An 11,177-nucleotide genomic window follows, 5' to 3' on the forward strand; every position below is an offset into this window, starting at 1 on the left:
GACGAACCCGAGCAGCATGAGTGCGAATTACCAGAAATCGAGTGTGACATTTGCGGGTTTAAAAGTACGTCGCCTGACGGCGCGCACTATTGCTGCGAGGACAATAGCAATGATTAGCAACGAACAGATTCAGGCACTCCAGGCGCAGATGAAGCGCAAACACCGTAACTGGACTGCGAGCGTAATGCGCACCTGCGATTATTGCGGGCATCATAAAGATACCGTAACGGAAGACGATGGCAGCGCCATCTGCGCATCCTGCTGCGACGCTGAGTATGCAACCATTCTGGCAAATGTTGCTGAAACCCTGCTGGCAGAGCGTGACGCTGATAAGGCGCTGATTGCTGATCAGGCGAAGCGCATCGACCAATTACAAGGCGAGAATGAATACATCCGCAAGCGCTTCAAAGAAACCGACCTGATGTTTGGCAAAAACCTCCTGGTCATGCAGGCGGCAATTATCGAATGGCAAGGAACTGGCGACGCTAAAAATGGTTTAGCCTGGATTTATAACACACTGTTTGGACCTGGCGAGCTACCTGACGAAGCGGAGAAAGATGCTCAGGCCTACTTTGACCGTAAATATGCGCCGCTTGACGAAGAGCTTATGGCGCTTCACCAGTGGTTTTGGGAGCAAAGCGAAGCAGAACGCGCAGCCGCTGGCATCACCCTGACCGTGGGAGGGGAAGAAAAGTGAAGCGCGAAATTTGTGATGTTTTAGCTCCGGGCCACTGTTGCCCGGGTCACGATAAATACCCTGCGGATAAGTACAACAATCGCCGTTCAGTTCATGCCAGAGCGGAAGGAATCAAACGAGAGCATCGCCATGCCCGCCGCGTAAAAAGGCAGGAACTTGATGCCGAAGTTAAATTGGTCGTGGGAGGGGAGTGAAGTTGGAGCAGAGAATTTTAGACATGTGCTGCGGCTCCCGCATGTTCTGGTTCGACAAACAGGACTCACGCGCCGTGTTCTCCGATATCCGAACCGAAGAGCACAAGCTTTGTGACGGGCGCAGCCTGGTCATCAATCCTGATGTTGTCGCCGACTTTCGCGATTTGCCGTTTGCCGATGCCTCTTTCCCGGTTGTGGTATTCGATCCGCCACATCTTGAGCGTGTTGGTGAAAACGCCTGGATGGGCAAGAAATATGGTCGACTGAACAAAGACACCTGGCGTGATGACCTTCGCGCTGGGTTCGCAGAAGCATTCAGGGTGTTGCGGCCACACGGCGTTCTCATCTTCAAATGGAACGAAACCCAAATACCAGTGAGCCAGATTCTGGCATTGACAGATGCAAAACCAGTGATTGGCCAGCGCACCGGAAAAGGCGACAAAACCCACTGGATTATCTTCGTGAAGGAGTCCGTATGACACACGAACTGAGCAAAGAGCTTCTGCAAAAAATTATCGAAGCGGCTGATGAAATCATAACGGTGCGTGATGGTACGAATGAAGATATCAGCCAGAACGATACTGAAACGATTATCGGCCTTTACGACCATTTCAATGACAATCTGGCACCGCCTGCCGTGGTCAAGGAGCTGGCCCGCTTCGCACTGGTGGCATACGAGCAAGAGCCGGTGGCTGATGTTGTTGCATGGTCTCATCCTAACGAGGAGAGAAAATGCGATGTACAGTTGCGTAGTTTTGATATCCCACCTGGTCCGCTCTACACCCACCCCGCGCCATCAATCCCGGCAGCGGTGGCTGATGAGGTGATTAGCATCATAGAGAGTCATGCCGAAAGGATGGATGCAGCCGCAATATCAGCGGAATGCTTCGAAGAAGACCGGCGCAAGCGTTACGCAGCCATGATATTACGTGGTGTTGCGAAAGAATGCCGCGCCGCCATGCTCCAGACTGAAACACAAAACACACCTCAAAATATTCCGGCAGGTTTAGTCGAGGCTGTTCATCGGCTGTTTGATAGCGATGGGAGCCGTGGGTGCTTTAGCGCGATACAGTGCTATGACGCCCACGAAGAAATCGAACGCTTACTAGCCTCAGCGCCGAAAGGGGTGTGATAAATCAAGAGCGGGGATATACTCCAGTCTGGAGGTACCCCCAATGAAAAAATCAGAAATGTTTGCAGCAATAAAACACGCGGTCGATACAGCAGCGAAAGGCGACCGCACTGTTACTATTCAGATGCAGATTATTAAATTTCATAGCGAGTTAATTACCGTTTCTGCAAAGGAATTTGTCGAAGAAATTGGGCTTAAGCCGTCGCTTGTGACGTTGTTTACCGATTCTATGAAGTTGGCGGCAAGACTAAGGGCATCTTCATGAGCGACTGGAATTTAGCAGCAAAACCGCAGGAAGAAATGGACAAGGTAAACGTCGATTTGGCAGTTGCTGGGGTAGCGTACAAAGAGCGCATGAACATGCCGGTTATCGCCGAACAGGTGGCACGTGAACAGCCTGAACACCTTCGCGAATACTTCATGGAGCGCGTGCGCTTCTATCGTGAGAAGAGCCTACAACTTCCGCGCGCAAGCGACCCGCGCTATATTGATATGGCCGGGGCCATTAAAAAATAAGGAGATAAAAATGGAAGATAAGGATTTTGAAAGCTTGTTGCGTGCGATGTATCCGCACCCTGATGACAATGATAATCAGTCGGATATTGATGAGTTGTGCCGGTTGCGCTTGGGAGTAGGGTTCGAGGATTTCGTCAGAGTAGCGAATGCGTTACTTCCGCTGACCGTGCCTACCCAATCGCCTAAAACCCAGTCGTATTTCCATTCGTTCTGGGTGGATGGGACTTGTTATGTTTACCGGGAATCAGATATCTAAAATATTGGTTTGTTGGTTTGATTTTCAGAAATCACCTGTTCATAATACCAGTATCAGCCTGAACAACTGACAACCTGTGCGCCACGGAGAAAACCATGGCGCAATTACAACTTCTCAAGCACTCCTCAGGAATCCTGATCCCCGCTACACCGGAGAGCAGCGATTTTCTGCATTCTAAATGTAAGCTCGGCGCGGTACTGGAAGGCGAATTCCGCCAGGTACGCAATGCCGCTTTACACCGCAAATATTTCTCTCTCCTGAATCTGGGCTTCGAATACTGGGAGCCGAACGGCGGTGCGATAACGCCTGCTGAAAAATCCATAGTAAATCGCTATGTGGGTTATCTGTCCCTCCGGGTGGGTAGCGGTGACGTCCTTACGTCTTATGCAGAAGAGTTCTTTGCTGACGTAGCAGAGCGCCGTTCATCAAATATCACTGCCAGTAAATCGTTCGACGCTTATCGGGAATGGGTCATAGTAAGCGCCGGGTATTATGACATCGTTAACCTGCCGGATGGCACCCAGCGCAAGCGAGCAAAAAGCATTTCATTTGCAAACATGGACGACACCACGTTTGCCCCTCTCTACAACGAATCTCTCAACGTGTTATGGCGTTTCATCCTCTCCCGCGCATTTACCAGCAAAGCGGAAGCAGAGAACGCTGCGGCGCAGTTGATGAGTTATGCGGGGTGATCATGGCTAAAAAGGAGAAATGCCTTTTCTGCGGTGAGCCCGCAACGCTCTATTGCGATGGGATCATCGGCTGGGATGCAGACGAGGATGAAAATCCTCACCTATGTAACGCTCGGGGAATGTTCACATGTGATGCGCCCATGTGCTCGACGTGTGGGACCTGGCACGGAAACATCTTCTTTTCAGGTAAAGCCGGCAGCATGGAAACAAGGGATTATTGCCCCCTTTGTCAGGCCCTTTATCAGAAAGGTGAGGTGATTCGGGAAGACCATCACCGAAAAGGGAAGACAATTCGTGAGCCGGTCCTGGCTGAAGAACAGGCATCAATAATTCGGCAGGCACACTGGAACAGCTATCTGAATGAGCACCGGCGGGAACTGAACAGCATTCAGGGAGGTGGACAACAATGCCTGCCATTCTGAAAAAGAAACCACGCCGTAAATGCACCGTGTGCCGTGAGTGGTTTCATCCGACCCGTGACGGCCAGTTTGTATGCTCGTTTGAATGCGCTAACGCCCATGGCAAAGTTGCGAACGACGCCGCAAAAGCAGAAAAGCAGAGGAAAGATAAAGCCAGGCTGGTGGCGGAAAAAAAAGCTGATCGCCAGCGCCAGGCCGAACGTCGAATGGCGGTGAAGCCGCTCAGCTACTTCATCAAGCAGGCGCAGAAGGCCTTCAACGATTTCATCCGGTACCGGGACCGGAATCTACCGTGCATAAGCTGCGACCGTCATCATGATGGCCAGTACCACGCAGGGCACTACCGCACGACTGGAGCCAACCCGGAGCTGCGATTTGATGAGGATAACTGCCACAAGCAGTGCTCGGTTTGCAATAACCACCTCTCCGGAAACCTCACCGCATACCGACCAGCGCTGATGGCCAAGATCGGCCAGGAGCGCTTTGACACGTTGATGGGGCCACACGCGCTGACGAAATTGACTCGCGATGACTATATCCGGATCCGGGACGAATACCGCTCGAAACTGAAAGCGCTCAAACAGCAGGAGGCCGCATGACCGTCTTCTACTTCAACCGGTACCAGGCCGAAAGCGTTGCGCGTGCATGTCTCAAGGCGATTGCGCGCCACACCAAAGAACCAGTTAAACAACCATCGCAGCAAACTACAGGGGCCGCCGCATGAACGAACAATATCTGCAATATGTCCGCGAAGAAATCGCGCTGGCCACTGCCGACTTTAGCGGCCGCACAAAGGGACAGCTTATTGCACTGGTGGAACAGCTCCAGTTCACGCACGAACGGTACCCGCGAAAGCGCCAGTATGTTTTAGATGAGGTATCTGGCAAGAAAATCATGCTTAGAAACCCACCAGTGCCCGGTAAGCAGTCACATGCCAAAGGAACTTCTATCCCTCAGGTCATCCCGGTAGAGTTTTCAACGGCAAGCTGGCGCCGCGCCATCGCGAAACTGGAAGATACCGAAAGCGCCTGGGTGAAGTGGAATTACCTTCATGATATTGATTTTCGCCTTCAGGCTGCGATTGTGCAATATGGCTGGCAGTTGTTCAGCGAAACGATAAAAGAGCGACGCATAGCGGGGAAGACCAAAGAAAAGCTGAAGGCCCTCATCTGGCTGGCTGCCCAGGACGTTAAAGAGCAACTGGCCCGGCGTGAGAGTTATCAGTTTGCTGAACTTGCATCTTTGATGGGGGTGGCTGATTCAACATGGACGGAGACGTATAAACCTCATTGGCTGGCTATGGCTAGAATATTCTTCGCGTTGGATAAGCAATCGCTAATTTCAGTTTGCCGATCACGTTCACATCAAAAGGCATCAAATTTACATGTAAGTATTGCAAAACCGAACTAAACAAGCCATATTTGAGTCTACTTTGATATGCTGCCTGAATTGTAATCGGCGGCAGGAAGATAAGATTCACGATTAAAAGGCCTCGCATATTGCGGGGCTTTGTCGTTTCTGGAGGGTGTGATTATGTGCAAATAATACGGATTGACCGCAGCCGAAAGGCAATGCAGTAGTCATGATGCTGCCCTGAGTAGCCACTGGGCGAGCCTGTGTAGTGACGGGTTAAGGTTCTGATATCAAAACAAGCTCCGGTAAAGCAGCGCGACGGCCAGCCGCGCACCGGTTATCAGCGGCGATGATGCGACAGCACCTCAAGGGCATGAGCGTGGCCACTACGGTTAGTGGCGAAGAATTCAGATCCCTGGCTATATGCCGGGGTTTTTATTTGCCTGTAGCTCAGCGGACAGAGCAGCCGCCTTCTAAGTGGTTGGTCGCTGGTTCAAATCCAGCCAGGCAGACCATACCCAGCCAGGGTATTTTCGGCAACCCCATGGCCGACATTGCAGTGCTCACATCTTCCCGCCATGAGCGGGTTTTTATTTCAGGCCTCGGGAAACTTCAATCAGAGTTTTGTCGTTAATGCAGCTCGAGGCCTTTTTCTTCTACACACGGAATGCTTATGTCTGAGCCACTCACTGTTGTCAGCGGCATTACATCGGCTGCGGTCGGTGTAACGTTCGCCACGCTATTCCCGGAAGCCACGCCTGCGGTGATGCTCGGGTCGCTTGCCGGTACAGCATTATACGTGCTGACCTCAGACCCTCATCAACTCTGGAAGCAGGCGATATTTGCGCTGATTTCATTTATCAGCGGCGTGTTCTTCTCGGTGCCGATGGCAAAAATCATGGCAGGGATTATCAACACCCCTCTCAGCCTGATGACGCCCCCGGCATCTATCGAAGTCTCTCCTGCCGTAGGGGCAATCGTTACTGCTTCCATATCCGTGGCAGTCCTGCTGCGCATTCTCCGCAAATCAAAAACGGGGAACATGCCAGGGCTGGGGGAGGAAGACAAATGACATGGCAACTGTTCCTGATGGACGCAAACGCCATCGTGTGCCTGCTCATCATGTTCAGGCTGATGTTTTTTCGCAAAGAAGGTAAACGCCACCGCCTGCTGGTGGCCGTTCTGGCATATCTGGTCATCCTGGCCGCCGGCTTTAATGCCTTCAGTATTCTTCTCGGCCACTACGTACAGGTTAATCTCGGTGATCTGCTACTTAACTCCGTCATCTGCATGGCGGTGTGGCTGGCGCGCGGGAACCTGGCAAAGGTCGTTATAACGGAGTAGTCCATGCAAACCAGCGAGAAAGGTATTGCCCTGATCAAGCAATTCGAAGGCTGCAAGCTTACTGCTTACCAGGATAGCGTCGGAGTGTGGACGATCGGCTATGGCTGGACTCAGCCTGTCGACGGAAACCCGATTCGTGCCGGGATGAGGATTAATCAGGAAGCGGCGGAGCGCCTATTGAAGGCTGGGCTGATCAGTTACGAAAACGACGTGTCACGCCTGGTTAAAGTCAGTGTGACTCAGGGGCAGTTCGATGCTTTGGTGTCGTTCACGTATAACCTCGGCACCCGGTCGCTGTCTACATCAACCCTGCTGCGTAAACTCAACGCCCGTGATTATGCTGGTACCGCTGATGAGTTCCTGCGCTGGAATAAAGCTGGCGGAAAAGTCCTGAATGGGCTTACACGTCGGCGCGAGGCAGAGCGTGCTCTGTTCCTGTCGTGATTGCCGCGCTTGTTAAGCGTTACTGGTTGCAACTGGCGGTATTGGCGCTAATCGGCTTGCTGGTGTTCTTTGTGAATCACTACCGTGATAACGCCATTGCCTATAAAGAGCAGCGCGATAAAGCGAAGGGCGACCTGCTGCTGGCGTACGACACCATTAACGATATGAAGGTGCGCCAGCGTGACGTTGCCGCACTGGATGAGAAATACACGAAGGATTTAGGAGATGCCAAAAAGCAGCTTGATGATCTGCAGCGTTGCGTTAGCTCTGGCAAGTGTGGGCTGCGAGTCAACGCAAAATGTCCCACGAACGGAACGGCCAGCACCACCAGCGTGGATGATGGCAACACCGCCCGACTTACTGACGCCGCTGAACGGGATTATTTCACCCTCAGAGAGCGAATCGAAACGGTCACCAAACAACTGACAGGTCTGCAAGCGTATGTGCGTGAGCAGTGTCTGAAATAAAAAAAAGCCCTCTCGTGGGAGGGCAATATTGCAGACAACTTCTAATGGGATACAAGCGTTCCGCCAGAGCAGAGTTGAGGAGTGAATTCTCATCCCTGAGATCAGCCCTGGTGAGGCGCTCTTTCCTTATGACTCGCACTGAGTCTGGCTGAAAAAGAGTATTTAACAAGCGTAAGCGTGGAAGAAAGCCATATGCAAGAGCGGGATTTAGTATGCAGTTAAAAGGCTTCTTTAAGAAATATCCGGGATGGTGATTCCTGCGCCTTATGAAAAAATAACCTATGATTTTTATAAGCTTGGGTATGAACAAGGAGTATGTATGAAACAAGAAGAGCTGGAGCGTAAAGTTGAGGAAGAAATTTCTGCTTTTATTAGTAAAAAAATTGCAGAGATCCGCAAAAAAACTGGCAAAGAGGTTTCTGAGATTGAGTTTATACCGAATGAAACCATGTCTGGTCTTGAAGGATATGCAGTAAAAATAAAGCTTATATAAAGTGAAAAGAGCTGCTTAGGCACATTTTTTCTTGGCATTACAGCAGGCATTCACTGAGTGCCTGCGATAATGAGTAATGTTTTGCTGCTCTCATTTAAGAATCGTATAATTTTTCCCCCGTACGGAAAAATTACTAAGGATGCAAAAATGAAAGATGGCATTTACAAGGTGGTTTTTGACAGCAATGTTAATCCCAACGGACAATGTGACGGGATAGTTTCAATTCGTGATAATCATATAAATGGTGGTGATTACGTATGCTTTTACCGCGGATTAATCAAGTCTAGTGGCGTAACTCTTCAAGTGGTGCGCCACAATCCTAACGACACCACTGTTTTTAATGGTGTCGACAGTGTAGATCTTGCGCTTCAGTTTGAGGAAGTAGGTGAAGGCGCTGTTTTCAACGGTAGTGTCTTGAGCAGACCCGATTTAACTATCAGTGGCAGCTTAAAATTTCTTAGTGATCTTATTTAATTGTTGAATTACCTCCCTGTAGTTCTTCATTGTCATCACAAAGGCCACTTTCAAGTGGCCTTTTTAATGGCTTAACCATAGGAAGATAACCATGGGGAATGAAGCCGAACGCCGACCACTGCCAACAACTACATTCGTTGAAGAGTTCGCCCCCCACACCCGCCTGATACCCGCTGAAGGTGTTTACGAATGGGTGCAGGAGCAAATCATTGCCGATGCTGGGCATCTGCATAATCCTGACCACTTCCACCTCGCAGACGCTGATATAGCGTTTATGTGGGCATCAGGCTCATTCGCGAAGAAAGGGCGCTACGTTCTCGGTCAGGCCGAACAGGTAATGCTGCGCGCTGGTGGATGGCAAAAGGCCCGAATGGAACAGCAGATGTATGAATGGTTCGGGCGCATCCCGAAGTTCATCATCACGCTTGCTGCCGATTACTGCTCCCAATGTAGCGACCTCGAATTTTGCGCGCTGGTGGAGCACGAGCTTTACCACGTTGCCCAGGCCACCGATGATTTTGGCGCACCTAAGTTCAACAAAGAGACCGGGCATCCAGTGCTTACTTTGCGAGGTCACGATGTCGAAGAGTTCGTAGGTGTCGTAAGGCGTTACGGTGCCAGTGTGGAAGTGCAGGAGTTGGTTGATGCGGCAAATGCTCCAGCGGAAGTCTCTCACCTCAATATCGCCAGGGCATGCGGAACGTGCATGCTGAAACTGGCGTGAATTTTATGACTGATTATGACAGGCAGGTGATTTATGGCGGCACTGAAAGGTGAGGTCAAAGCCTTCATCGTTCAGTCTCTTGCCTGCTTCGATACCCCCTCTCAGGTGGTTGAGTCGGTCAAAAAAGAATTTGGCCTGAGCATCACACGCCAGCAGGTCGAATCTCATGACCCGACGAAAGCAAACGGCAAGGGGCTTGCGCAGAAATGGGTTGCGCTATTCAACGGAACCCGTAAGCGATTCCAGACCGAATTAAGCGACATTCCGATCGCCAACAAGGCTTATCGTCTCCGTGCGCTTGACCGGATGATGACCAGAGCTGAGGGAATGAAAAACATGGCGCTGGCCGCTTCTCTGATGGAGCAGGCCGCAAAAGAGGTCGGGGACGCATACACGAACAAACAAAAGGTTGAGCACTCTGGTGGGGTAGCAGTTAGCTCAGTGGCTTCGGTCATGGATGAGATAGGAGATGAAGACCTGTAAGGAGTCACTGTGTTAACAGAAAAGCAGAGAACGCTCCTGAAAAACAGGTTCTGGCGCCTCAACAACCTCTACAAAATTAAAGACAAGAACGGCAAATGCGTAACATTCAAAATGACTCCCGAACAACTGGAGTATTTCGATGGGATGCATGACCGCAACGTCATTTTGAAGGCTCGCCAGCTTGGCTTCACAACTGAGGTCTGCATCATTCAGCTGGATCTGGCTATCTTCCACAAAAAAGAATGCGCACTGATCGCCCACTCGCTTCCTGACGCTGAAAGGTTGTTCCGCAACAAGACTCAATTCGCCTATCAGCGAATGACCGATGACATAAAACTGGCAAACCCCCTGGTCAAAGAGACCACGAGTGAATACGTGTTCTCAAAAGGGGGGAGCGTAACGGTTTCAACGTCATTTCGTGGCGGGACGCTATACAGCCTTCATGTGTCAGAGTTCGGGAAGATATGCGCAAAGTACCCGGAGAAGGCGAAGGAGATTGTTACCGGCGCTTTTGAAGCCGTTCCACTCGGCGGCGTTATTACTCTGGAAAGTACGGCTGAAGGCCGCGCGGGATATTTCTACGACTACTGCCAGGACGCTGAGAAAGCGCTGTTGCAGGGGAAAGAATTATCCAATCTGGACTGGAAGTTTTTCTTCTTCTCCTGGTGGAAGAATCCGCAGTACGCCATCGACCCGGTAGAGCCTCTGCCGCAGCGCCTGGTTGATTACTTCGCCGAAATGGAGGCTAAGCACGGCGTTGTCGTCAACGAGCGCCAGCGCGCCTGGTATTACGCCAAAGAGAAAACGCTCGGCGACGATATGAAGCGGGAATACCCGACCATACCAGCTGAGGCATTCCAGCAGTCGGTTGAGGGCGCGTATTACGCCAAACAATTCCGCTGGCTCTACACCAACAAGCGCATCGGCACTCTGCCTGATAACTCCCACCTCCCGGTTCATACCTTCTGGGATATCGGCGTGGGCGACTCCACGGCGATCTGGTTTGTTCGTGAGGTTGGTACCGAATTCCACGTTATCGACTACTACGAAAATTCAGGAGAGGGCCTGCGGCACTACATGAAGGTGCTGAAAGACCGCGGCTATGAGTACGGCGAGCACTGGGGCCCACACGATATAGAAAACCGCGAATTCGGCGCAGACGCGAAGTCACGCAAAGAGCTGGCGCAAGAAGGCTATGAGATTGACGGCCAGATGTACTCAATGACGTTTAATGTCGTGCCAAAAACAGGCGTTGATACTGGCATTGAATCGGTACGTGAAATCCTCCCGGCCTGCGTATTCGATGAAGAGAAGTGTGCTGAGGGCATTTCCCACCTTGAGGGGTATCGCAAAGAATGGGATGACAAGCGAGGCTGCTGGAAAGATAAACCTCTCCACGATTTTACCTCTCACGGTGCAGACGGCTTCCGCTACTTCGCTGTTGCGAAGAACAACCGCAAGCAGGTCGGCGCAGTATTCTTCTAAGGAG

The 11,177-nt window shown here is 51.2% G+C and carries 19 protein-coding genes and 1 tRNA gene; all 20 read left to right on the forward strand.

All coding sequences use genetic code 11. From position 1 onward, the window contains the following. The first annotated feature begins 43 nt into the window (after nt 1-43). The 20 genes from M1D91_RS10645 (at nt 44) to M1D91_RS10740 (ending at nt 11,173) form a co-directional block, all read left to right on the forward strand. Nucleotides 44-697, forward strand: coding sequence for a hypothetical protein (locus tag M1D91_RS10645; RefSeq protein ID WP_437431948.1), 654 nt, complete (start codon nt 44-46; stop codon nt 695-697). A 217-nt stretch (nt 698-914) separates the two neighbouring features. After that, nucleotides 915-1,370 carry a class I SAM-dependent methyltransferase gene (locus M1D91_RS10650; RefSeq protein WP_437432068.1) on the forward strand — a complete coding sequence of 152 codons (456 nt, stop codon included), beginning with the start codon at nt 915-917 and terminating at the stop codon, nt 1,368-1,370. Further along, nucleotides 1,367-2,023, forward strand: coding sequence for a hypothetical protein (locus M1D91_RS10655; protein ID WP_437431949.1), 657 nt, complete (start codon nt 1,367-1,369; stop codon nt 2,021-2,023). Before M1D91_RS10650 ends, M1D91_RS10655 begins: the two co-directional genes overlap by 4 nt. A gap of 43 nt (nt 2,024-2,066) precedes the next feature. Next, nucleotides 2,067-2,288, forward strand: a complete 222-nt coding sequence (locus M1D91_RS10660) for an HTH-like domain-containing protein (protein WP_437431950.1) — start codon at nt 2,067-2,069, stop codon at nt 2,286-2,288. Further along, nucleotides 2,285-2,539: a DNA polymerase III subunit theta gene (locus M1D91_RS10665; RefSeq protein ID WP_437431951.1), complete on the forward strand. Its 255-nt coding sequence runs from the start codon at nt 2,285-2,287 to the stop codon at nt 2,537-2,539. The genes M1D91_RS10660 and M1D91_RS10665 overlap by 4 nt, the downstream gene beginning before the upstream one ends. Before the next feature lie 10 nt (nt 2,540-2,549). Continuing rightward, nucleotides 2,550-2,795 (forward strand): hypothetical protein, encoded by a 246-nt coding sequence (locus M1D91_RS10670; RefSeq protein ID WP_437431952.1) that lies wholly within the window; start codon nt 2,550-2,552, stop codon nt 2,793-2,795. Between the two features lie 95 nt (nt 2,796-2,890). Further along, nucleotides 2,891-3,487, forward strand: coding sequence for a DUF1367 family protein (locus M1D91_RS10675; protein WP_437431953.1), 597 nt, complete (start codon nt 2,891-2,893; stop codon nt 3,485-3,487). A gap of 2 nt (nt 3,488-3,489) precedes the next feature. Continuing rightward, nucleotides 3,490-3,909: a hypothetical protein gene (locus M1D91_RS10680; protein WP_437431954.1), complete on the forward strand. Its 420-nt coding sequence runs from the start codon at nt 3,490-3,492 to the stop codon at nt 3,907-3,909. Next, nucleotides 3,906-4,505: a recombination protein NinG gene (locus tag M1D91_RS10685; protein ID WP_437432069.1), complete on the forward strand. Its 600-nt coding sequence runs from the start codon at nt 3,906-3,908 to the stop codon at nt 4,503-4,505. The genes M1D91_RS10680 and M1D91_RS10685 overlap by 4 nt, the downstream gene beginning before the upstream one ends. A gap of 121 nt (nt 4,506-4,626) precedes the next feature. Beyond that, nucleotides 4,627-5,316, forward strand: a complete 690-nt coding sequence (locus M1D91_RS10690) for a bacteriophage antitermination protein Q (RefSeq protein WP_437431955.1) — start codon at nt 4,627-4,629, stop codon at nt 5,314-5,316. Between the two features lie 382 nt (nt 5,317-5,698). Beyond that, a tRNA-Arg gene (locus M1D91_RS10695) sits at nt 5,699-5,774 on the forward strand. Between the two features lie 158 nt (nt 5,775-5,932). Then, on the forward strand, nt 5,933-6,331 hold the full coding sequence (locus M1D91_RS10700) for a putative holin (RefSeq protein WP_437431956.1): 399 nt from the start codon (nt 5,933-5,935) through the stop codon (nt 6,329-6,331). Next, complete coding sequence (locus M1D91_RS10705; protein WP_437431957.1) at nt 6,328-6,603, forward strand: phage holin family protein; 276 nt, start codon at nt 6,328-6,330, stop codon at nt 6,601-6,603. The genes M1D91_RS10700 and M1D91_RS10705 overlap by 4 nt, the downstream gene beginning before the upstream one ends. Before the next feature lie 3 nt (nt 6,604-6,606). Then, entirely contained in the window at nt 6,607-7,047 is a 441-nt protein-coding gene (locus M1D91_RS10710; protein ID WP_437431958.1) for a lysozyme, read from the forward strand. Continuing rightward, entirely contained in the window at nt 7,044-7,514 is a 471-nt protein-coding gene (locus M1D91_RS10715) for a lysis protein (protein ID WP_437431959.1), read from the forward strand. The genes M1D91_RS10710 and M1D91_RS10715 overlap by 4 nt, the downstream gene beginning before the upstream one ends. Nucleotides 7,515-7,833: 319 nt before the next feature. Beyond that, a complete protein-coding gene (locus M1D91_RS10720; protein ID WP_437431960.1) occupies nt 7,834-8,007 on the forward strand; it encodes a GnsA/GnsB family addiction module toxin in 174 nt (57 codons plus the stop codon). Between the two features lie 147 nt (nt 8,008-8,154). Next, on the forward strand, nt 8,155-8,481 hold the full coding sequence (locus tag M1D91_RS10725) for a hypothetical protein (protein ID WP_437431961.1): 327 nt from the start codon (nt 8,155-8,157) through the stop codon (nt 8,479-8,481). Between the two features lie 91 nt (nt 8,482-8,572). Beyond that, entirely contained in the window at nt 8,573-9,205 is a 633-nt protein-coding gene (locus tag M1D91_RS10730; RefSeq protein WP_437431962.1) for a putative metallopeptidase, read from the forward strand. A 33-nt stretch (nt 9,206-9,238) separates the two neighbouring features. Continuing rightward, complete coding sequence (locus M1D91_RS10735; protein ID WP_437431963.1) at nt 9,239-9,688, forward strand: DUF2280 domain-containing protein; 450 nt, start codon at nt 9,239-9,241, stop codon at nt 9,686-9,688. 9 nt (nt 9,689-9,697) lie between these two features. Next, entirely contained in the window at nt 9,698-11,173 is a 1,476-nt protein-coding gene (locus M1D91_RS10740; protein WP_437431964.1) for a terminase, read from the forward strand. The last annotated feature ends 4 nt before the right edge of the window (nt 11,174-11,177 follow it).

It is taken from the genome of Enterobacter sp. SA197 (assembly GCF_054131575.1).